Raw genomic sequence first — 22,456 nt, 5'->3', positions numbered from 1 at the left:
GAATGTTTCCCGAATCTCCCGGGGCCCGTTTGGCTGGCATCAAGCCTCGGTCTCGACCAGTTTGACACCTTGCTCCGAACAGATTTTGCGAACGTTTTCAACGATGCATCGGTCGGTGATGAAGGTCTGGACCTGGGAAATGTGGCCGATCCTGACCGGTGCTGTGCGTTCGAACTTCGTCGAATCGGAAACCAGGATGACGTGGCGCGCATTGGCGATGATCGCTTGCGCGACTTTCACTTCGCGATAATCGAAATCGAGAAGCGCCCCGTCGTGGTCGATCGCGGAAGCGCCGATGACGGCGAAATCGACCTTGAACTGCCGGATGAAGTCGACCGCTGCTTCGCCGACGATGCCGCCGTCCGAGCCGCGCACCACCCCGCCTGCGATCACCACTTCGATCGAGGGAAAGACGCGCAACCGATTGGCGACGTTTATATTATTGGTGATGACCATCAATTCCTTGTGGTCGAGCAACGCCTCGCCGACCGCTTCGGTGGTGGTGCCGATATTGATGAACAGCGAGGCGTTGTCGGGGATGAGAGCGGCGGCGGCACGGCCGATCGCCTGCTTTTCCGGAGCGGCAATCTGGCGGCGGGCATCGTATTTCACGTTCTCCTTGCCGCTCGGGAAGATCGCGCCGCCGTGAATGCGGTTGAGCACCCGGGCATCGCAGAGGTCGTTCAGATCCTTGCGGATGGTTTGCGGCGTCACCGAAAAACGCTGGGCGAGTTCCTCGACGAGCACCCGGCCCTCGGCCTTGGCCAGTTCCAGGATCTCCTCTTGCCGTCCGGTGAGATACATGCTTCGCTCCCTCTGCTTTCGTTTTCTTTCATAATAGGCAAAAACGAAAGCCGCGCAATTTCAGAATCGGCGATTGGTTGCAGATTCGATCTTCGATGCCGCAATCGCCGATACCACCGTTGCAATCCATTGTTGGATGCGCCAGCGTGGTTTTTCCAGTGGGAGGAAGGGAAGTCGATGTATCATCCGGCCTTGTTCAAAGGCATGAATGTGGTGGTGACCGGTGCCGGTCGCGGTATCGGTCTCGAAGTCGCGCGGCAGTTCCTCGATTGCGGCGCGAGGGTGCTGGTCCATGTTGGCCGGACGACTCCCGGCACGCGTCCCGATTTTCTCGACTTGGTGGCGGCTGAGGGCAGGGCATTCCTCTCGGCGGCGGATTTTCTCGCCGCCGGCGGCGTTGAGACGCTTGCGACAGCCTCGACGTGCTGGTCAACAATGCCGGCACCATGGTCGGTCGCTTTCCGGCGGCGGAATTGAGCGACGACGCGTACCGGACGATCATCCAGCTCAACCAGACCTCGGTCGTCGAGATGACCCGGGCGATGCTGCCGCTGTTGCTGAAGGGCACGCATCCGGCCATCGTCAACACGGTGTCGATCTCGGCGCGCTCCGGCGGCAGCGCCGGCTCGTCAATCTATTCGGCCACCAAGGCCTTCGTCGCCACCTATTCCAAGGCACTGGCGCGCGAACTGGCGCCGGAAGGGATACGCGTCAATTGCGTTTCGCCCGGCACGATCACCACCGATTTCCACGAGCGCTACTCGACGCCCGACAAGCTCGAGGCGACGCGCAAGTCGATCCCGCTCGGGCGGCTTGGGACCGCCGAGGATTGCGCGCCCGCCTATCTCTTCCTCGCCTCCCATGCGCTTTCCGGCTATATCACCGGCCAGGTGCTGGAGGTGAATGGTGGGCAACTGATCTGCTGAGGCCCCAGAGTAACCGACGAGCAATGTTCGACAAGCAATGATCGACAAGTTGGAGTTCTTTCTCGCCCTCGCCCGCGAACGGCATTTCGGCCGTGCGGCGGAGGAATGCGGCGTGACGCAGCCGACGCTGTCGGCGGCAATTCGCCAGCTCGAGGACCAGCTCGGCGTCATCCTCGTCAATCGCGGCTCGCGCTTCCAGGGGCTGACGCCTGAAGGCCAGCGGGTGCTCGAATGGGCGCGGCGGATCGTCGGCGATACGCGTACCATGCGCGAAGAGATGCGCGCGGCGCGCAAGGGGCTTTCCGGCCATATCCGCCTTGCCGCCATACCGACGACGCTGTCGATGGTGCCGCTGATCACCGCACCCTTTCAGGAAAAGCACCCCGACGTTACCTTCTCGGTGCTGTCGACCACCTCCCTGCAGATCCTGGCGCTGCTCGAAAACCTCGAGATCGATGCGGGGCTGACCTATCTGGAGAACGAGCCGCTTGGCCGCGTCACCAGCGTGCCGCTGCAGATCGAGCAATATCACCTGGTTACCGCCGTCGGAACACCGCTCTCGGATCGCGAAAGCGTGACCTGGAAAGAGGTTAGCAATATTCGGCTTTGTCTATTGACGGCCGATATGCAGAACCGGCGCATCATCAATCAGCATTTTGCCGAAGCCGGCGCGGTGGCGACCCCGACGCTCGAATCGAACTCGATGATCGTGCTCTTCTCCCACGTCCGGACCGGAAGATGGGCAAGCATCATGCCTTATAACGTCGCGAAATCTTTCGGCTTTCACGAAAATATCCGGATGATTCCGATCATCGAACCGGACGTGCGCCACACGGTCGGCCTGGTGGCGACCTATCGTGAGCCGTTTACGCCATTGGTCTCGGCATTGCTGCACGAGGCACGCATGCTCAGCGAGCGCAACGCCGCTTGATAGATTTTTTCTATCGACCAACGGAACAGCATTATTGACCCTTCTGGCCTTAAGCGCGAAGCTTGTTGCCTGTGCAGGGGCCGAAGGAGCTCCGACCTCTGCGGATAGGCGTATGAAGACATCCGGTGCGGGAGTGGTCGAGCATGGCTCTGATCGCGGCGCGCCACGAGCCGGGAGGGCTCTTCGCGTGAATACTCATTTGGCGGGTGCAGACGTGGCCGAGCGGACGCTGGCGATTGTCGGCGAACTCAAGGGGCTGGAAGGCCCGCTTCTGCCGATCCTGCACGAGATCCAGGACGAGTTCGGCTATGTTCCTGAGGCGTGCCTGCCGGTGCTTGCCCGCGAACTCAATCTGTCGCGCGCCGAAGTCTATGGCGTCGTCACTTTCTATCACGATTTCCGCGAACACCCGGCAGGTCGACACGTACTGAAACTCTGTCGCGCCGAAGCCTGTCAGTCGATGGGCGGCGACCGGCTTGCCGAGCGCGCCAAGGCCCTGCTCGGCATCGATTTCCACGAGACGACGCCGGACGGGGCCGTCACGCTCGAGCCGGTCTACTGTCTGGGACTCTGTTCCTGCTCGCCGTCGGCGATGCTCGACGGCGAGGTGCATGCGCGGCTTGACGACACGGAACTCGAAGCGCTGGTCGCGGAGGCACGCCGATGACCGTGAAGATCTACATCCCGCGTGATGCCGCAGCGATTGCGCTTGGCGCCGAAAAGGTGGCGACGGCGATGGCCGAGGCGATCGCCGCCCGTGGCGTCGACGCTGCCATTATCCGCAACGGCTCGCGCGGCATGCACTGGCTGGAGCCGCTCGTCGAAGTCGAAACGGCCGAGGGCCGCATCGCCTACGGTCCTGTGAAGGCGCGCGATGTCGCCTCGCTCCTCGATGCCGGGCTCGTCTCGGGCGGCGCGCATCCGCTCTGTCTCGGCAAGACCGAGGAGATACCGTTCCTCAAGAACCAGACTCGCCTGACCTTCGCTCGCTGCGGCGTCACCGATCCCCTGTCGCTCGACGACTATCGCGGCCATGGCGGACTGCGCGGCCTTGAGAAGGCCGTCTCCATGGCGCCGGCGGCGATCGTCGCCGAGGTCACCGAAAGCGGCCTGCGCGGCCGCGGCGGCGCCGGCTTCCCGACCGGCATCAAGTGGAAGACCGTTCTCGAAGCCCAAGGCGCACAGAAATACATCGTCTGTAATGCGGACGAGGGCGACAGCGGTACCTTTGCCGACCGGATGATCATGGAGGGCGATCCCTTCGTGCTGATCGAGGGCATGGCGATCGCCGGCATCGCCACCGGCGCGACCAAGGGCTATGTCTATACCCGCTCCGAATATCCGCATGCCATTGCCGCGATGAGCGCCGCGATCGAGATCGCCCGCGCCGCCGGCGTGCTCGGCCAATCCGTGCTCGGATCGGCGCATGCCTTCGACATGGAAGTCAGGACCGGCGCCGGCGCCTATGTCTGCGGCGAGGAGACCTCGCTTTTGAACAGCCTCGAGGGCAAGCGCGGGCTGGTGCGCGCCAAGCCGCCGCTGCCGGCGCATAAGGGTCTGTTCGACTGTCCGACCGTCATCAACAACGTCATCTCGCTCGCCTCGGTGCCGGTCATCATGGACAAGGGCGCCGCCTTCTACCGCGATTTCGGCATGGGGCGGTCGCGCGGCACGATCCCGATCCAGATCGCCGGCAACGTCAAGCATGGCGGGCTTTTCGAAACGGCCTTCGGCCTGACGCTCGGCGAGATCGTCGACGCGATCGGCGGCGGCACGGCGAGCGCCCGGCCGGTCAAGGCGGTGCAGGTCGGCGGTCCGCTCGGCGCCTATTTCCCGCGGGCGCTGTTCGACACGCCCTTCGACTATGAGGCCTTCGCTGCAAGGGACGGGTTGATCGGCCATGCCGGCATCGTCGTCTTCGACGACACCGCCGATATGCTGAAGCAGGCGCGCTTCGCCATGGAATTCTGCGCCGTCGAGAGCTGCGGCAAGTGCACCCCCTGCCGCATCGGCTCGATGCGCGGCGTCGAGGTGGCGGACAAGATCGCGGCCGGCATCGAGCCGGAAAAGAACCGCGAACTGCTTACCGATCTTTGCAATACGATGAAGTTCGGCTCGCTCTGCGCGCTCGGCGGCTTCACGCCCTATCCGGTGATGAGCGCGATGACGCACTTCCCGGAGGATTTCTCGCCGGCGCCGATAGCGGAGGCTGCGGAATGATGGCGGCGGCGCACACCCCCCTCTGGCCTGCCGGCCATCTCCCCCACAAGGGGGGAGAACACATGCGGCACGCCCTGTGTGCCCATCGGAACGCTAGACACGCGCTGACCGTTTTGTCGGATCGGACGGCTTGCCGCGGGTCGATCTCCCTCCTTGTGGGGGAGATGGCCGGCAGGCCAGAGGGGGGTAAGTCCGCCCCCTTGAACGTATCTTCTCAGGAGGCCCGTTAATGTCTCTCATTCATGAAATCGACTACGGCACTCCTGCTTCGAAATCCGAAAAGCTGGTGACGCTGACGATCGACGGGCGCGAGATCACCGTGCCGGAAGGCACCTCGATCATGCGCGCGGCGATGGAAGCCGGCGTCGAGGTGCCGAAGCTCTGCGCCTCCGACATGATGGAGGCCTTCGGCTCCTGCCGGCTCTGTCTCGTCGAGATCGAGGGCCGCGCCGGCATGCCGGCCTCCTGCACGACGCCGGTGGCAGCGGGCATCAGTGTTTCGACGCAGACGCAGCGGCTCAAGGATGTCCGCCGCGGCGTCATGGAGCTCTATATCTCCGACCATCCGCTCGACTGCCTGACCTGCGCCGCCAACGGCGATTGCGAGCTGCAGGACATGGCCGGTGCCGTCGGTTTGCGCGATGTGCGCTACGGCTATGACGGCGCCAATCACGTCAAGGCGCGCAACAACGGCGAAATCAATCGCCAATGGGCGCCGAAGGACGAATCCAATCCCTATTTCACCTTCGATCCGGCGAAATGCATCGTTTGCTCGCGCTGCGTGCGGGCCTGCGAGGAAGTGCAGGGCACCTTCGCGCTGACGATCAGCGGCCGCGGCTTCGACTCCAAGGTTTCGGCAGGGATGAACGAGGATTTCGTCTCCTCCGAGTGCGTCTCCTGCGGCGCCTGCGTGCAGGCCTGCCCGACGGCGACGCTGACGGAAAAATCGGTGATCGAGATCGGCCAGCCCGAGCATTCGGTCGTCACCACCTGTGCCTATTGCGGCGTCGGCTGCTCCTTCAAGGCGGAGATGCGCGGCGAGGAGCTGGTGCGCATGGTGCCGTGGAAGGACGGCCAGGCGAACCGCGGCCACTCCTGCGTCAAGGGCCGTTTCGCCTATGGCTATTCGAGCCACAAGGATCGCATTCTCAACCCGATGGTCCGCGAGAAGATCACCGATCCCTGGCGCGAAGTGACCTGGGAGGAGGCTTTCGCCCATGTCGCCTCGGAGTTCCGCCGCATTCAGTATCAGTACGGCCGCGATTCGGTCGGCGGCATCACTTCGTCGCGCTGCACCAACGAGGAAACCTATCTGGTGCAGAAGCTGGTGCGCGCCGGCTTCGGCAACAACAATGTCGACACCTGCGCCCGCGTCTGCCATTCGCCGACCGGCTACGGCCTCAACCAGACTTTCGGCACCTCGGCCGGCACGCAGAATTTCGACAGCGTCGAGCATACGGATGTCGCGATCATCATCGGCGCCAACCCGACCGATGGCCATCCGGTCTTCGCCTCGCGGCTGAAGAAGCGACTGCGTGAGGGCGCCAAGCTGATCGTCATCGACCCGCGCCGGATCGACCTCGTCCGCTCGGCCCATGTCGAAGCGTCCTACCACTTGCCGATCAAGCCCGGTACCAACGTCGCCATTCTGACGTCGCTGGCGCACGTCATCGTCACCGAAGGCCTTGCCAACGAAGCCTTCATCCGCGAGCGCTGCGACTGGTCGGAATATGAGGATTGGGCGGCCTTCGTGGCAGAGCCCTATCACAGTCCGGAAGCGACCGAGGCCTATACCGGCGTTCCGGCCGAACTGGTGCGCGGCGCTGCTCGCCTTTACGCGACCGGCGGCAATGGCGCTATCTATTACGGCCTCGGCGTCACCGAGCACAGCCAGGGCTCGACCACCGTCATGGCGATCGCCAACCTCGCCATGGTCACCGGCAACATCGGCCGGCCGGGCGTCGGCGTCAATCCGCTGCGCGGCCAGAACAACGTGCAGGGCTCCTGCGACATGGGCTCGTTCCCGCACGAACTGCCCGGCTACCGCCACATCTCCGACGATGCGACGCGCGAGATCTTCGAGAAGCTCTGGGGTGTGACGCTCAGCAACGAGCCGGGCCTGCGCATCCCGAACATGCTGGACGCGGCGGTCGACGGCACCTTCAAGGCGCTCTACATCCAGGGCGAGGACATCCTGCAATCCGACCCGGACACGAAGCATGTTGCCGCCGGCCTTGCGGCGATGGAATGCGTCGTGGTGCAGGATCTCTTCCTCAACGAGACGGCCAACTATGCGCATGTCTTCCTGCCGGGCTCGACCTTCCTGGAAAAGGACGGAACCTTCACCAATGCCGAGCGGCGCATCAATCGCGTTCGCCGTGTGATGCGCCCGAAGAACGGCTATGCCGACTGGGAGGTCACGCAGACGCTCGCCCAGGCCATGGGGCTCGACTGGAACTATGGTCATCCGTCCGAGATCATGGACGAGATCGCCGCGACGACGCCGAGCTTCGCCATGGTCTCCTATGACTATCTCGACAAGATGGGCTCCGTGCAGTGGCCGTGCAACGAGAAGGCGCCGCTCGGCTCGCCGATCATGCATGTCGACGGCTTCGTGCGCGGCAAGGGCAAGTTCATCCGCACCGAATATGTGGCGACCGACGAGAAGACCGGACCGCGCTTCCCGCTGCTCTTGACCACCGGCCGCATCCTCAGCCACTACAATGTCGGCGCCCAGACACGTCGTACCGACAATGTCGTCTGGCACCCGGAAGACCGGCTGGAAATCCATCCGCACGATGCGGAGCAGCGCGGCATCCGTGACGGCGACTGGATCCGGCTCGCCAGCCGCTCGGGCGAGACGACGCTCAGATCACTGATCACCGACCGCGTCGCGCCGGGCGTCGTCTATACCACCTTCCATCACCCGACGACCCAGGCCAACGTCATCACCACGGACTTCTCCGACTGGGCGACGAATTGCCCGGAATACAAGGTGACGGCGGTGCAGGTCTCGCCTTCGAACGGCCCTTCCGACTGGCAGGTCGACTATGACGAGCAGGCCCGACAGTCGCGGCGGATCGCCGGCAAGCTGGAGGCGGCGGAGTAGGGGGCGGAATGGCAGGCAAACGACTTCCGTCCTCTCCCACGACCGTCACGGTCGGCCCGGCCGACAGGACCCGTTTCAGCACAACGGCGAAGGTTCCGGAAAAGGCGCGTCGCGCGGGCGTGCTCGTCCCGCAATCGCGCGTCGTGCCGGAGGAGACACCGATCGCCTTGACCTATGGCGGGTCGACGCATGCCGTGATGATGGCGACGCCCGCCGATGTCGAGGACTTCGCCGTCGGCTTCAGCCTGACGGAAGGCATTATCACGGACCCGGATCAGATCGAGACGGTCGATGTCGTCGCCGAGGACAAGGGTATCGACCTGCAGATCAGCCTCCGGGACGAGCAGAACGATGCTCTGCGCTTGCGCCGCCGCCATATGGCCGGTCCCGTCGGCTGCGGCCTTTGCGGCATCGAGTCGATCGACCAGGCGGTGCGAGCGACACCGGATGTTTCCGGTTCGCCCCTGAGACTTTCCGAACAGGATGTCGTTCAGGCGGTCGGCTTGCTCAACGGCCAGCAGCCCCTGCACCTTGAGACGCGCGCCGTGCATGGTGCGGCCTTCTACGTGCCGGGGAGGGGGCTGATCGCGGTTCGCGAGGACGTCGGTCGACACAATGCGCTCGACAAGCTCACCGGTGCCGCCGCGCGGGCCGGCTTCAAGGGCGCGCAAGGCGCAGTCGTCGTCACCTCGCGGGTCTCCGTCGAGATGGTGCAGAAGACGGCGATTGCCGGAAGCCCGGTCATCATTGCCATCTCGGCGCCGACGGCGCTTGCGATCCGCACGGCGGAGGAAGCCGGCATGACGCTAATCGCGCTGGTGCGCGGCGACGAATTCGAAATCTTCACCCATGCCGAGCGCATAGAACGGGATGAGGAAAAGTGTGCGCGCTTTTCCGCCCGCATTCCGCGCTGATACACAATAGAGAGCGGAGCAGTCGCCGATGTCGCCTGAAAATCCCAACGCCAAGCTGATCTACATGGCGAACCAGATCGCCACCTTCTTCCAGAGCCAGCCGGCGGAAGTGGCGGCGCAGGGCGTGGCAACGCATATCAACAAATACTGGGAGCCCCGCATGCGCCGCAAGCTGTTCGAGCATATCGATCACGGCGGCGAGGGATTGAACCCGCTGGTGCTCGAAGCCGCTCCGAAGATCCGCCGCCCGGAAGCGGCGTAATCGCAGATCGAAAAACCCCTCCCCAACCCCTCCCCACAAGGGGAGGGGCTCCCCTGCCGCACCGCCCTTCATGTCCGATCGACCTTTCAATCGGAAGCGAAGGTCGGAAATGGCAGGCGACCGAAGCGGGCGCCGAGCCCCTCCCCCTTGTGGGAGGGGTTGGGGAGGGCTTTCTTGAGTAGTCTTCACCTCACCTCTGAAAGCAGTCGGGGGAAGGTGACCCGCCGTGTCACCTTCTCCTTCTCTAAGCGCGGGGTTTGGGGGGTGCGCTCAGAAATTCTGTCAGCCTTCGCCGGCACGACCGCGAGGTTTCGCTTCTGGGCGCCTCTGGTCGCCTTTGCATGATGGGGCCGGGCCGGTGAAGCGGGCGCATCGGCGCGCAATTCGGTCGGACCGCCGTTGAATTCCTGACCGATGCGGAATTGCCGAAGAAGGCCGTAGAGAGCCTCTGCCTCGCGCGACATGGCGTGGCTTGCCGCGGTGCTTTCCTCGACCATGGCGGCGTTCTGCTGTGTCGCCTGATCCATCGCGTTGACCGACTGATTGATCTCCCTGAGGCCCGTCGCCTGTTCCCGCGCCGCTTCGACGATCGCCGAGACGTTGAGGTTGATGTCCTGAACCTGGACGAGGATCTGCTCCAGTGCGGCGCCCGTTTGTCCGACAAGCGAGACGCCGTTGCGGACATGCTCGCCGGAAGCGGTGATCAGCGCCTTGATATCCTTCGCGGCGCTTGCCGAACGCTGGGCGAGCTCCCGCACCTCCGTCGCCACGACCGCGAAACCCTTGCCCGCTTCGCCGGCGCGGGCCGCCTCGACGCCGGCATTGAGCGCCAGCAGATTGGTCTGGAAGGCAATATCGTCGATCACGCCGATGATGTTGCTGATCTCGCGCGATGATTGCTCGATCTGATCCATCGCACCGATGGCATTCCGGACGACGAGCTTCGAATGTTCGGCCCCGTCCTTCGTCTTGGCGACGAGGTGGCCGGCCTCCTCCGCCCGGCGGCTCGAATCGGCGACTGTGGTGGTGATCTCGTCGAGTGCTGCGGCCGTTTCCTCGACGGATGCGGCCTGCTGTTCTGTACGCTTCGACAGATCGTCGGCGGCGGACCTGATCTCGCGTGCCCCGCCGGCAATCGCTCCGGCATTTTCCCCGACCGTCTGCATGGCGCGACAGAGGCGGGCGATCGCCTCGTTGAAGTCATTGCGCACCGCCTCCATGCTCGGCACGAAAGGCGTGTCCAGCGTCCGTGTCAGGTCGCCTTCCGCCAGCGAACGCAAGCCGGCGCCGAGCGTATTGATCGCCGCCATGCGTTCGCTCACGTCGGTCGCGAACTTGACCACCTTGTAGACCTTGCCGTTGGGGTCGCGGATCGGGTTGTAGGCGGCCTGGATCCAGATTTCCTTGCCGCCCTTTCCATAGCGGACGAATTCGCCCGCGATGAATTCGCCCTGGGCAAGCCGTCTCCAGAAATCGCTATAGTCGGCCGTGCGGGCGTAGTTCGGCTCGCAGAACATGCTGTGATGGCGCGTCTCGATCTCCGAGAGACGATAGCCGAGGGCGCTGCAGAAATTCTCGTTGGCGGTGATGATTTCCCCGGCCGGGGTGAATTCGATCACCGCTTGGGAGCGGGAGATCGCATCAAGCTTGCCCGCGTCTTCCGTGGCTTTGAGTTTTGCGGCGGTGATGTCGGTGGCGAACTTGACGACCTTATAGGGCCTGCCGTTGCGAAAGACCGGATTGTAGGTCGCCTGAATCCATATTTCCCGCCCGCCCTTGGTCACGCGCTTATAGGCGTTGCTGTCGAACTCGCCGCGGCCCAAACGGGCCCAGAACTCGCGATATTCGGGCGTTGCGGCATAGTCGGCAGGGCAGAAGATGCGATGGTGCTGGCCGACAATCTCGTAAAGGCCGTAGCCAAGGGCTTTGCAGAAATTCTCGTTTGCGGTGAGGATATTTCCGGTGAGGTCGAACTGGATGATCGCCTGCGATTTCGACAATGCCGCGATGATGTGGTTTGAATCCGAACGCTTCGCAAAAGAAACATGGTTGCTCTCCAAACTCGTTTCGCTTGCTAAATCGAAGTCAATACGGGGTGAGATCGTGATCGCCAGGCATGCGGACGGGGTCGCCATTCGCTGCCGGGAACAGAATAGAATGTCATGTGTCGACTGTCTGGTCGGCCGCGCGGTCCCGCACAGGTCAGCGCTTGATTTATTGAGAAGATCTCGGAAAGCTTGGGCTTCATGCCTGCGGCCGTTTATACAATCTACGTTAGATTTTTTGAGTTAATGCAAAATTAAAATAGTAATTATCATATATCAGTTGTAGAAAATTGCAGTCGCATCAAAAGTTGTATTGCCTGCTCCGGTTTTATACCGGCCGTTGCCGGTACGCCCAACGCAGACCGCCCGAACGAAAAACGCCGCCTCGCGGGCAGCGAGACGGCCTTGATCGGCTGGAGGTGCCGAATGTCAGGCGGCGAGCTCTTCCACCTCGCGCTCCTTGAACATGCGAGCGAGGTTGAGGAAGCAGATCATTCCGTTCTCGTTGGCGATGATGCCTTCAGCAAAGCTCTTGTCGAAGGAGGCGGTGACTTCCGGCACCGGCTGCACCTGGCTGCCTTGCACCGTCAGGATGTCGGAGACGCGGTCGACGACGAGGCCGATCACCATGTTGTGGACTTCCGCGACGACGATGGCGCTGCGCTCGTTGGCGACGGTCGATTTCATGCCGAGTTTGTGGGCGAGGTCGATGATCGGGATAACCGTGCCGCGCAGGTTCATGACGCCGATCACTTCCGGCGGCGAATGTGGGATCGGCGTCGAAGGCGCCCAGCCGCGGATCTCGCGGATCGTCGTCGTCTTGACGCAGAATTCCTGATCGTGGAGGCGGAACGCGATGATCTCCAGCGTCTCGCCGTCAAATCCAGCCGTTTTCAACGTGCCTGTCATTTGAAGCTCCTTCCGGCTTCCCGTCGGCGCCCGCGAGGCGCGACTTCGTAATGGGACCGCCGACGACATCCGGCGCGGCGCAAGCCGCATCATGCGCGGGGAGCCCGCCTTGCGCTTTGGCGGCATACTAGGCCGGGATTCGTTAAGACTTGCTTTTTCGTTTTCTGAAAGCCGGCATCCTACTGCATGTGTCCTTAAATCGACCTCGATTTAAGGACAAAGACATGCAGCAATTCAAAGTGCTACAGCGACCTTTGCGCGCCTGATAGGCGCGCGGCGCTTTAGTCCGTGGTACGGGCGCGGCTCAGGTGGAAGCAAGCACCGCCGCGAATTGCTCGAGGGCCCAGTCGACCTCAGTCGCGGTGATGACGAGTGGTGGGGCGATGCGGATCGTGTCGCCGTGGGTGTCCTTGGCAAGGATGCCGCGCGCCTTCAGCGCCTCGCAATATTTGCGGGCGCCACCGGCTTCCGGCACGAGCTCCACGGCGAGCATCAGGCCGCGGCCGCGGACTTCCTTGATGATGTTGGAGCGAATGTCCGTCAGCCCCTTCATGAAGCGCTCGCCCATCAGCGCCGAATTTTCGATCATGCCCTCTTCGGTCAGCACCTTCAGCGCCGCCCTGGCGATCGCGCAGGCGAGCGGGTTGCCGCCGAAGGTGGATCCGTGCTGGCCGGGTTTCAGGACGCCGAGGACCTCCGAGTTCGAAAGCACCGCCGAGACCGGGTAAAAGCCGCCCGAAAGCGCCTTGCCGATCAGCGTCACATCCGCTTCGATGCCCTCGTGCTCTTCCGCGAGCAGCTTGCCGGTGCGGCCGAGACCGGTCTGGATCTCGTCGAGGACAAGCGTGATGCCGTGCTTCGTGCAGAGCTCGCGCACTGCTGCGAAATAGCCGGCGGGCGGCACAATCACGCCGGCCTCGCCCTGGATCGGCTCGACCAGGAAGGCGACGGTGTTCTCGCTGATCGCGGCACGGAAGGCATCGATGTCGCCGAAGGGGACGATCTTGAAGCCGGGCGCGAAAGGCCCGAAGCCGTCATGCGAGTCGGGATCGGTCGAAAAACCGACAATGCCGATGGTGCGGCCATGGAAATTGTTGGAGCAGACGATGATCTCCGCCTGGTCGGCGGCGACGCCCTTGACCTCATATCCCCATTTGCGGACCGCCTTTATCGCCGTCTCGACCGCCTCGGCGCCGGAATTCATTGGCAGCACCTTGTGCGAGCCGGTGAGGGCGGCGACCTCCTCGTAGAACAGAGCGAGCTGGTCGTTGCGGAAGGCGCGCGAGGTGAGCGTCAGCTTCTGCGCCTGCTCCATCATCGCCTTGAAGATCATCGGGTGGCAATGGCCCTGGTTGACGGCCGAATAGGCCGACAGACAGTCCAGATAGCGGTTGCCCTCGATGTCCCAGACGAAGACGCCTTCGCCGCGCGTCAGCACGACGTCGAGCGGCTTGTAGTTGTGGGCGCCGAGCAGATGTTCGGTCTCGATCAGGGCTGCCGTGGTCTTCATCAATCGCTCTCCGCTATGCTTGCGCGCCGCCGCCTCGGCGGCGGCGCGGATCGGACCATTCTCAGGCGCTCCGGGTCGGACGGTCAAGGATGCGGCGGCCGAAGAGGCTTGCCGTCAACTCAACCAGGATGCGGGCGCTCTTGCCGCGGTCGTCGAGGAACGGGTTCAGTTCGACGACGTCGAGCGACGAGACGAGGCCGCTGTCGCAAAGCATCTCCATGATCAGGTGGGCCTCGCGGAAGGTGGCGCCGCCCGGCACGGTGGTGCCGACGCCCGGGGCAAATTCCGGATCCATGAAATCGACATCCAGGCTCACATGCAGCAAGCCGTTGGCGGCGCGCACCTCGTCGAGGATCTGACGCATGATATGGGCCATGCCGATCTCGTCGACGGCCCGCATGTCGTAGACATTGACGCCGTGCTCGGCGATCTCCTCGCGCTCGCGTGCGTCGACCGAACGGATGCCGACCTGGTAGACCCTTTTCGGGTCGACGAGCGGCCGGTCGGGGGAGAGGATGGGAGCGAATTCCGCCTCGCCGCAGAAGAAGGCGACCGGCATGCCGTGCATATTGCCGGATGGCGAGGTCGAGGGCGAGTTGAAGTCCGCATGGGCGTCGAGCCAGAGCACGAAGAGCGGCCGGTCGACCTCGTTCGCATAGCGCGCCATGCCGGAGACGCTGCCCATCGACAGGGCGTGGTCGCCGCCGAGAATGATCGGGAAATGCCCCTTGCGGGCCGTGTCGTGCACTGCATCGTTGAGTTCACGGGCGAAGGCGCCGACCATCTGCAGATTGTTCGCCCCCGCATGGTTTGCGAGGTCGCGGGCCGGCAGCGGTCGCAGGTCGCCCTCGTCGTGAACCGTATGGCCCAGGTCGGCAAGGACCGTATCGATACCGGCAATCCTCAGCGCCGTCGGGCCCATGGCCGCGCCGCGGCGCCCGGAACCTTCCTCGATGGGTGCGCCGATCAACGTGATGGTCTTCATATCCGCCTCTTCTCTCCGTTCGAATCCGTGGGGTCGGTGCGGATTATCGCCAAAAGCTGCGACAGCAAAAAGATGGAAAACTGCCGATTAGAAGGCTACGCTTCTCATATTGATAAGCCTCATTTAACAAAGTGACAGAGAATGGACGACCTCGACCAGGCCCTCATCAGCGCCCTTCGGCAAAATGCGCGAACCCCCGTCTCAACGCTTTCGGCCATGACCGGCGTCTCGCGCGCAACCGTCGCGGCGCGCATCGACCGGCTGGTGGCGAATGGAACGATTGCAGCCTTCACCATCCGGACCGGATCGGAAATTCCCGCCTCCGGGGTGCGCGCCGTCGTCTTGATCGAGGTTCACGGCAAGATGGCCGATCGCGTCGCCGAGCAGTTGCGCGGCCTGCCGCAGGTGAGGGCGCTGCACAGCACCAATGGGCGATGGGACTTCATCGCCGAACTCGAGGACCGCGACCTCGCCAGCTTCGACGAGACCTTGCGCCGCATCCGCCTGATCGACGGCATCACCGTCACGGAAACGAACATCCTGCTCAAGACCAGCAAATTGACCGGCGCTTTCTGATCGCTGCCGCTGCGGAAATGGGGACGCTTGAGGACAGTTTGTTCTTGCTTTGTTCCGTTGTTCGACTAAGATGTCTCGTCTCAGCGAACAAGGGAGGATGTCATGGCCATTTCCGGTGGCGGCGCAATGGCGCGACAGATCTGCATAAAACTGTTCGTCAGACACGGCGACGAGGAGCGGGCAATCGCCTTTTATCGCGACGTCTTCGGCGCCGAGCTCCTTCAGCGCCATGAATGGAGCGGCATCCTGACGAGCGCTGATCTTGGCATCGGCGCCTCGATCTTCCGGGTGGCCGGCGCCAATCCGCGCCGGGATGCCGAACCGCACCTCGGCGGGCCGCGCTCGCCGCATGCGCTCGGCACGACCGCGGCGATCCTCGAGCTGCATGTCGACGACGTCGATCGGGTGCTGGCCCGCGCGATGGGCGCCGGCGCCAGCCTGCGCAACGCCGTCGAGACTCTGCCGACGGGTGACCGCGTCGCTGCGCTCATCGATCCGTTCGGTCATATCTGGGCGCTGTTCATGGCGATCGACGAGAGCGATCTGGACGTCTTCGGGGTTGAGCGGAACGCGGCTTGAAGGAGGGTTGTGCTCCTGGCCCTAGACCCCTCCCCAACCCCTCCTCACAAGGGGGAGAGGCTTAGGATGCCGCGCCGCCTCCATTTATGTCTCAACGGTCCGCGAAAAGCGAGGGTGCTGGGGGCGCTACACGCTTCACCAACTCGTCCCTCGTACCACCAGAGCTATGAGCTTGCAGGCGTCACCGTCCTGCCCAACTCAAGGCACCGCAGTGGCCACGGTTTGAACCAGGCCTGAAGGGCGCGGCATATCCGCTAGAAAAACTCGTCCAACAGGCAGTAGTAAATGAGCTTTTCAGGATCTGGATTCGGCAAGCCGTATAGCTCGAGGAAGGGTCGAACCCAGTCTTGCCCCAGATTATAGGCGATGCTTCGGCAGGCGAGAGCAATGTCCTGATGGACGTCGGCGACGCCGATGCGGCTGCAGTCGATGAAGCCGGCGAAGCCGTCTTCGCGCGCGATGATGTTGGGCAAGCAGGCATCGCCATGCGTTACCACCAGTCGCTCACCTTTCGGCCTTCGCGCTTGAATTTCGCCGAAGAGGGTTGTCGCGGTCCTGCCCAGCCGCTCCTCATCGAAATCGGTCTCGTCGACGAGGCCTGCATCGAGCCGTGCTTTGGCGGCGGCAATGCGACTGTCGAGCCGGTGATCGAAGGGACAGCGGGTCGGATCCAGCCGGTGAAGCCGGCGGAGTGCCTCCGCGAGTACTGCAATGCGTCGGGCCGGCGCCTGTCTGGAGCTGGCAAGGTCGACGCCCTCTACCGCCTCCATCAGCAGCCAATGTCTGCCGGCATGAATCTCCTGTGCTTTGACGCGTGGACAGAGCAGTCCCTCCCCCGCGAGCCATCCCAGGCGCGCCGCCTCGTCGGCCAGTTCGCCAAAGGGACCTGCCTCTTCGTGTTTCAGGACGAGGCGCGCGCGACCGTCCGCCTTAAGCAGGAATACGGCCGACGCCGCTCGGCGGAAAATCGATGTCTTGGGCGTGCATGGCAGACTCAAGTTGATCCCGCAGGTGATTGCTCTCCTCGCCCCTGTGCAGGGAAGGGTCTTGGTGGGTGCTGCCTCGCCTAATACTCCCGCTCGAAGAAGATGCCGCCGGCGGCTGCGCCGTCGCCGGCGGCCTCGCCCTTCAGCTTCACGCCGCGGCCGACATCGAGATTGATGATCGCCTTGCTGGAGGCCGAGTCCGAGCCTTGCTGCAGCTCGAGATAGGTCCGGTCGTTGAGATACTTGCCGGCCCGCACCTGGGCGGCGCCACTTTCGTCGGTGGTGACGTCGAGGTCGTCGACGCCGAGCTTGTTGCGCAGGCCGTCGAGCAGCGACGTCGAGCTGCCGCCGGCAAGCTGGCTGACCGCCGAGGCGAGCTGGGCGATCTGGAAGGCCGACAGGTTGTTCAGCGACCGGTTGAAGATCAACTGCGCCAGGATCTCGTCCTGCGGCAGCGCCGGAGAGGAGGAGAAGGTCACCGTCGGGTTGTTGGCCGGCCCGGCGATGTTGACGGTGATGGTTGTCGAACCGGCGCTCGAGCTGGCGTCGAGATCGAGGGTCGGAACGAGGTCGCCGCCGAAACCGATATGGCCATCGGTGAAGGTCAGCCGCTTGCCGAGGATTTCGAGCCGGCCGCGCCGCATGTCGAAATCGCCGGAGACGATCGGCCGAACGGCGGTGCCGCGGATCGTCAGGTCGCCGCCGAGTTCGGCATCGATGCCGCGGCCGCGCACGAAGAACTGGCCGGGCGAGCGAACGGCGAGATCGAAGGCGATGACGCCGCTTGCGTTGACGCCGTTCGCACCACCGGACGTTTCCCTGCGCACATCGCGCGCCATCTGTTTGACCCCGGCCGGCGCGTTCCTGTGCTTGATGTCGATTGCCGAGAGCGAGGTCGGCAGTCTTTCCGGCACGGTGATCGCCGCCCTGCGGATCGTCAGTGCCCCGCCGAGCACCGGCGTCGCGACGAGCGGCCCTTTGAGCGTCAGGTCACCGGCAAGATTTGCGGTGAACAGGGTGCCGTCGACATAGGTGGCGTTGTTGAGGCGAATGCGGAGGTCGGCCGGGAAGTTGGAACCGGCAGCGATCCCCACCGTGCCGCTCGCCTCGATCGATCCGCCGCTGGCGAGATTGCCGGAAAGCCTGGTGATCGTCGCCTGTCTGCCGTCGAGCGTGACGTTGGCCGCAAGGTCATTGAGCGCGAGATTGCGCCGGACGTCGACGAGCCGGCCGCCGGTGGTCGAGACCGTCCCGGCGATCTGCGGCGCCCTGGCCGAACCGGAGAGGGAAAGATCGACCCTCGCCGAGCCGGTGAGGGTGAAGCCCTGCTCGGCCATGATGCCGGCAAGCAGCGCGAACGGCACATCGCCGGCGAATTTCATCGACATCGGCATGTTGCCGGCGACGTCGACCTGGCCGCCGCCCCGGAAGGAGAGGCCACCCGGTCCCGAGACGGTCGCGTCGAGTGTGACGCGGTTGTTGGCAAACCGCCCTTTCGCCGCGATTTGGAGCCCCGATACGCCGGCGCCGCGCGCAGCGGCAACCGACGCACCGCTCCATCTCAGATCGTAGTTGACGACCGGCGCGGCGGCGGTGCCGCTGAGATTGACGGTTCCATCGATCGTCCCTTCGGCGCCGAGCGTCGCCGCGAAGGTGTTGATCAGGGCGGCGGGCAAGGCATTGAGTTTTGCTGAAATGTCGAGCGTCGCGCCTGCGGTTCCGGCGACGGCAATCGTGCCTCTGGACGCCTGGATGGTCAGATCGCCAAGGCGCACGACACCATTCTCGATGGCGACGACCGTCGGCCTGGCGAGCCTCAGCGGCAATCGCCGCGGCGCTGCCGCGAAGGAAGCGAGGCGAATCTCGGTGCGTCCGCCGGCACTCGCCAGATCGCCCTTGGCGACAAGCGGCGCGCCGTCATATTGGCCAGCGATGTCGAAGCCCGTCCTGCCGCCTTGCTGGTCGAAGGTCAGCTTGAGGGCGGAGACGCGGTTTTGTCCCTGTGCGACGCTGTCGGCCCTGACGGTGCCGCGGATCGCCAGAGCGGCGATGTCGGCGATGCGGATATCGGCCACCGGCTTGGTGATCGTCAGCGCGTCGCGCTTGATGCTGCTGCCGTTCGCCTTGACCGATATGGAGGTGACTCCGTTCGCCGTTTTGATCGCCGCCGAGCCCGAAAGGTCGCCGGATGCCTTCTGGCCGGCCATGGCGGCGACCAGGCCGAGATCAGGCAGGTTGAAGTCGATGGTGCCGTTCGGCTTGAAATCCGCCGTCAGGTCGATCGCGCCGGTGACGCGGTTGTCGCCGATCTTCGCTTCGAGCGTCGGGATGGAGGCGCGGCCATCCGCTGACACGACTTCGGCCCGGACATCGATCGGCTGGCCGTCGAGCCCGCCGGTCGCGGTGAGTTTTGCCTGCGGGCTCCCCGGCTTGACGGTTGCGTCGGCGGTGACCATGAGGTCCGACAGCGAGCGGCCGGCAAGCCTTGCACCGCTCGAGGTCAGCTCTCCCTTGATGGCCAGCGCGTCAAGCGGGCCGGAAACGTCGGCGTTGAAGCCGGCCTTCCCCTCCGCGTCGGCAAGCAGCTTGCCGAGATCGGGCAGCGTGCCCTCGACATCGGCGGTCAGTTGACCTCCGGTGATGGTCGCCGAACCGCTGGCGTTGACCGTGCCGGACTGGATCTCAAGGGCGCTCAGCTTGACGCTGCCGTCGCCGCCGGTCTCGACGTTGCCGGACACAGCCACCGGTGCGTCGAATCTCGCTTGAAGGCCAGGCGGCAGAAAGTTCGGCTCGGCTCGGACGTCGAAGCTCGCCGTCGCCGTTTTCTCGGCGCGGGCGAGGCTGCCGGTGAGATTGCCGCGGAAACCGGGGCTCTCGATCGTCGTCGGGTCGAAGCTGATCGTCGCCTCCGAGACGGTGACCGTGCCCTTGGCGGTCAGATCCTGCGTGGCAAGCCCCCCCGATCGCAGCGAGGACATGGAGGCACCCCTCCAGGCGAGGTCGTAAACGACCACCGGCGCCAGCGCCTCGCCGTCTATGTCGATGGTGCCGGCAACGGTGCCCTCGGCGCCGAGTGCCGGCGCGAAGCTGTTGATGAGCACGGCAGGAAGGTCGTTCAGGTTCGCCCGGAGATCGAGCCGGTCGCCGGCCGTGCCGGAGATGGCGACGGTGCCGGTCGAAGCCTGGATGGTCAGGCCGTCGAGATGGGCCACGCCGTTTTCGATGGCGATCACGGTCGGCCCGGCGAGCTGCAACGGCAGGCGTCTCGGTACCGCTGCGGCGGAGGCGAGGCGGATCTCGGTGCGGCCGGCGTCGCTCGTCAGCTCGCCGGCTGCCTTGAGCGGCGCGCCGTCATAGAGACCCTCGGCCGAAAAACCGGTCCGGCTTCCCTGCTGTTCGAAAGCGAGGGTGAGGTCGGAAACCCGGTTTTCGCCCTGCGCAATGCTTTCCGCACTGACGCTGCCCTTGATAGCCAGTCTGGCAATGTCGGCGATGCCGAGATCGACGACCGGCTTGGCGATCGTCAGCGCGTCCCGCGCTACGTTGTTGCCATTGGCCTTGATCGCGACCGACGTGACGCCGTTCACGGTCTCAAGCGTTGCCGAACCGGCAAGGTCGCCGGAGGCCTGCTGGCCGGCCATGGCGGCGAGAAGCCCGAGGTCGGGGAGGTTGAAGTCGAACCTGCCGTTCGGCTTGAAATCGGCCGTCAGGTCGATCGTGCCGGTCAAGCTGTTGCCGCCGATTTTCGCTTCGAGCGCGGGAACGGAGGTAAGGCCGTCCTTCGAGACGACGTCGGCGCGAATGTCGATCGCCTGGCCGTCGAGGGTGCCGGTGGCGGTCAGCTTCGCTTCGGGGCTGCCGGGCGTCGCCGTCGCATCGGCATTGATGGTCAGATCGCTCAGGGTGCGTCCGGCAAGCGTCGCGCCGCTCGAGGTGATCTCCGCTTTGACGTCGAGCTTGGCCAAGGGGCCGGAGGCGGTCGCCTGGAAGGCGGCGCTACCCTTTGCGTCGGGCAAAAACCGGCCGAGATCCGGAATCGCGCCCTTCAGATCGGCAGTCAGCGTCTCGCCCGAAAGTGTAAGCGAGCCGGAGGCTTCGACGGCTTCGGATTTGATCTCAAGGCCGCTCACCTGAACGCTGCCGTCCTCTTCGGTGAGCAGATTGCCGGAGACGGCGATCGTCTTCTCGAACTTTTCGGCGAGCGCCGGCGGCAGCACGCCCGGAACGGCGAAGAGCTTGAACGCAGCATCGATCGCACCGACACGACGCTCGAGGCTGCCGGTGAGGGAGCCGCCGATGCCGGGGCTTTCGATCGTCAACGGGTCGAATCGGATATCGTCCGGCGCAATGGCGATCGTACCGGCAAGCTTCATGGGGGCCTTAATCGCCCGGTCGAGATCGGCGCTTGTGAAGCGCGTCTCGCCGATCTCCACCGCCGTCTTCAGCGACCCGGACTGCGTTTCGAGGTTGAAGGCGTCGCTTTGCGCCGAGAGCCGGATGGCACCGAGATTTCCCTGCGGCAGGCCGAGCGAGGCGATGTCGGCGGCGATGTCGAGAATTGCCGACTGGCCATCGCCGATCAGCGACAGGTTGGCGGTGTTGATACGCGCCTGCAGCTCGCCGTCCTTCAGCGGCCAGCCGAAATCGAAGGGGCCGCTCGTGCCGGCGAGGCTCGCCTGAAGATTGTTCTCGCCGCGGCTGTCGACCGTTCCCGAGGCGTTGAGCGTCAAGGCGCCGGTCGCAAGCTTGCCCGCTTCGATCCGGACCTTGCTCTTCCCGTCGAAGGCGGCCGTCAGGTCGATGCTGCTCGTTCCCTCGAAAAGTGGCCTGAAGGCGGCCGGCATCAGCTGGGCGAAAGCGCCGCCGCCGGTGAGTGCAAGATTGTGCATGCCATCGGCCGCCAGCACGTGGCGGCCTTCGAGGCGAAGAAGCTCGCTGCCGTCGAGCGAAGCTGTGCCGGAGCCGGTCCAGTCGGAAAGCGGCCCCTGTCCGGTGAGCCGGATATCGACCGAAGGTTCGCCCGGCAGCCGCAGCAGCTTGGCCACCAGCCCTCCCTTCGGTTCGGCAACCTCGGCCTCGAGCTTCAGCTCGTTGCCGGCCGGATTGAAGACGAGATCGGCGACGGCGCGTGCCTCCGGACGGTCGCGCTCGGCCGCATCGAAGGCGAGCGCGATGCTCGAATTGGTGGCGTCGACCTTGCCCCTGGCGGTCAGGAACTGATCCTTGCCGGCGATCGCCTTGCCGATGACGATCTCCTTGAGATCAAGGGCTTCAATCTTCACGTCCACCGGCAGGGCCAGGGTTCTTCGGACTTCCTTCGTCTCGGTGGAGGGGATCGGCAGCCGTTCGAGGCGGACGGAGCCTGCCGAAATGTGGCTTGCATCGAAGCGCATCGACAGAAGTTCGGCCGGCGTCCAGCTGACCGAAAGGTCGCGGACCTCCGCATAGATTCCCTCGCCGTCGAAGAGCGTCACCGTTCCGGCGGTGAAGTCGCCGGTCAGCAGCGCGCCCGGATCGGAGATGCGGACGATCTGGTCGGGCGTCGCCGCATATTTTTCGATCGCCCAGGCGACGACGCGCGCGCCGGGCACGGTGAAGCCGAGGAAGGCGACGAGGAGAAGCAGCGCGACGACGAGCACGCCGAGAAAGGCGAAGAAATAGCGCAGCGCTGATCGAAATGTGCCGATGACCTGATTCATG

The 22,456-nt window shown here is 64.3% G+C and carries 15 protein-coding genes and 2 pseudogenes; 9 read left to right on the top strand and 8 right to left on the bottom strand.

Translation table 11 applies throughout. The features are described 5' to 3' along the window. Positions 1-39: 39 nt before the first annotated feature. Positions 40-804 carry a DeoR/GlpR family DNA-binding transcription regulator gene (locus N181_RS15320; RefSeq protein ID WP_014330015.1) on the bottom strand — a complete coding sequence of 255 codons (765 nt, stop codon included), beginning with the start codon at positions 802-804 and terminating at the stop codon, positions 40-42. Positions 805-864: 60 nt separating this feature from the next. Then, positions 865-1,098 (bottom strand): hypothetical protein, encoded by a 234-nt coding sequence (locus N181_RS33735; protein WP_162267710.1) that lies wholly within the window; start codon positions 1,096-1,098, stop codon positions 865-867. On the opposite strand from N181_RS33735, the pseudogene N181_RS15315 reads away from it, so the two are divergent. From N181_RS15315 to N181_RS15280, 7 genes and pseudogenes are all read left to right on the top strand, one after another. Further along, positions 1,009-1,730 (top strand): annotated as a pseudogene (locus N181_RS15315) (SDR family NAD(P)-dependent oxidoreductase). The gene N181_RS33735 and the pseudogene N181_RS15315 overlap by 90 nt on opposite strands. Positions 1,731-1,767: 37 nt before the next feature. Then, positions 1,768-2,661 (top strand): LysR family transcriptional regulator, encoded by an 894-nt coding sequence (locus N181_RS15310; protein WP_037398030.1) that lies wholly within the window; start codon positions 1,768-1,770, stop codon positions 2,659-2,661. 187 nt (positions 2,662-2,848) lie between these two features. Further along, entirely contained in the window at positions 2,849-3,328 is a 480-nt protein-coding gene (locus tag N181_RS15305; RefSeq protein WP_014330013.1) for a formate dehydrogenase subunit gamma, read from the top strand. Continuing rightward, the gene (locus N181_RS15300) at positions 3,325-4,881 is read left to right on the top strand and encodes a formate dehydrogenase beta subunit (protein WP_037398027.1); all 1,557 of its coding nucleotides are present in this window, start codon (positions 3,325-3,327) and stop codon (positions 4,879-4,881) included. Before N181_RS15305 ends, N181_RS15300 begins: the two co-directional genes overlap by 4 nt. Positions 4,882-5,110: 229 nt before the next feature. Then, entirely contained in the window at positions 5,111-7,990 is a 2,880-nt protein-coding gene (gene fdhF / locus N181_RS15290) for a formate dehydrogenase subunit alpha (protein WP_037398020.1), read from the top strand. Between the two features lie 8 nt (positions 7,991-7,998). After that, positions 7,999-8,904 (top strand): formate dehydrogenase accessory sulfurtransferase FdhD, encoded by a 906-nt coding sequence (fdhD, locus tag N181_RS15285; protein ID WP_037398018.1) that lies wholly within the window; start codon positions 7,999-8,001, stop codon positions 8,902-8,904. A 28-nt stretch (positions 8,905-8,932) separates the two neighbouring features. Beyond that, on the top strand, positions 8,933-9,166 hold the full coding sequence (locus N181_RS15280) for a formate dehydrogenase subunit delta (RefSeq protein ID WP_014330009.1): 234 nt from the start codon (positions 8,933-8,935) through the stop codon (positions 9,164-9,166). 329 nt (positions 9,167-9,495) lie between these two features. On the opposite strand, the pseudogene N181_RS15275 reads toward N181_RS15280, so the two are convergent. From N181_RS15275 to rocF, 4 genes and pseudogenes are all read right to left on the bottom strand, one after another. Then, positions 9,496-11,226: pseudogene (locus N181_RS15275) on the bottom strand (methyl-accepting chemotaxis protein); the annotation flags it as partial. A 414-nt stretch (positions 11,227-11,640) separates the two neighbouring features. Next, positions 11,641-12,120 carry a chemotaxis protein CheW gene (locus tag N181_RS15270; protein WP_012709572.1) on the bottom strand — a complete coding sequence of 160 codons (480 nt, stop codon included), beginning with the start codon at positions 12,118-12,120 and terminating at the stop codon, positions 11,641-11,643. Positions 12,121-12,424: 304 nt separating this feature from the next. Then, a complete protein-coding gene (gene rocD, locus N181_RS15265; protein WP_037456218.1) occupies positions 12,425-13,630 on the bottom strand; it encodes an ornithine--oxo-acid transaminase in 1,206 nt (401 codons plus the stop codon). Positions 13,631-13,691: 61 nt separating this feature from the next. Beyond that, positions 13,692-14,615: an arginase gene (gene rocF / locus N181_RS15260; RefSeq protein ID WP_037398013.1), complete on the bottom strand. Its 924-nt coding sequence runs from the start codon at positions 14,613-14,615 to the stop codon at positions 13,692-13,694. Between the two features lie 141 nt (positions 14,616-14,756). Between rocF and N181_RS15255 the strand changes: the two genes are divergently transcribed. Together N181_RS15255 and N181_RS15250 are read left to right on the top strand one after the other, a co-directional pair. Further along, positions 14,757-15,191: an Lrp/AsnC family transcriptional regulator gene (locus tag N181_RS15255; protein ID WP_014330004.1), complete on the top strand. Its 435-nt coding sequence runs from the start codon at positions 14,757-14,759 to the stop codon at positions 15,189-15,191. Positions 15,192-15,293: 102 nt separating this feature from the next. Next, the gene (locus N181_RS15250; RefSeq protein WP_037398011.1) at positions 15,294-15,770 is read left to right on the top strand and encodes a VOC family protein; all 477 of its coding nucleotides are present in this window, start codon (positions 15,294-15,296) and stop codon (positions 15,768-15,770) included. Between the two features lie 254 nt (positions 15,771-16,024). On the opposite strand, the gene N181_RS15245 is transcribed toward N181_RS15250, so the two are convergent. Together N181_RS15245 and N181_RS15240 are read right to left on the bottom strand one after the other, a co-directional pair. Continuing rightward, positions 16,025-16,768 carry an APH(3') family aminoglycoside O-phosphotransferase gene (locus tag N181_RS15245; protein WP_153451750.1) on the bottom strand — a complete coding sequence of 248 codons (744 nt, stop codon included), beginning with the start codon at positions 16,766-16,768 and terminating at the stop codon, positions 16,025-16,027. A 68-nt stretch (positions 16,769-16,836) separates the two neighbouring features. After that, positions 16,837-22,455 carry a translocation/assembly module TamB domain-containing protein gene (locus N181_RS15240; RefSeq protein WP_037398009.1) on the bottom strand — a complete coding sequence of 1,873 codons (5,619 nt, stop codon included), beginning with the start codon at positions 22,453-22,455 and terminating at the stop codon, positions 16,837-16,839. Between the last annotated feature and the right edge of the window lies 1 nt (position 22,456).

This window comes from Sinorhizobium fredii USDA 205 (assembly GCF_001461695.1).
Lineage (GTDB): Bacteria > Pseudomonadota > Alphaproteobacteria > Rhizobiales > Rhizobiaceae > Sinorhizobium > Sinorhizobium fredii.
The sequence above is the reverse complement of the archived record's forward strand: the minus strand, read 5'-3'. Positions and strand labels throughout refer to the sequence as shown.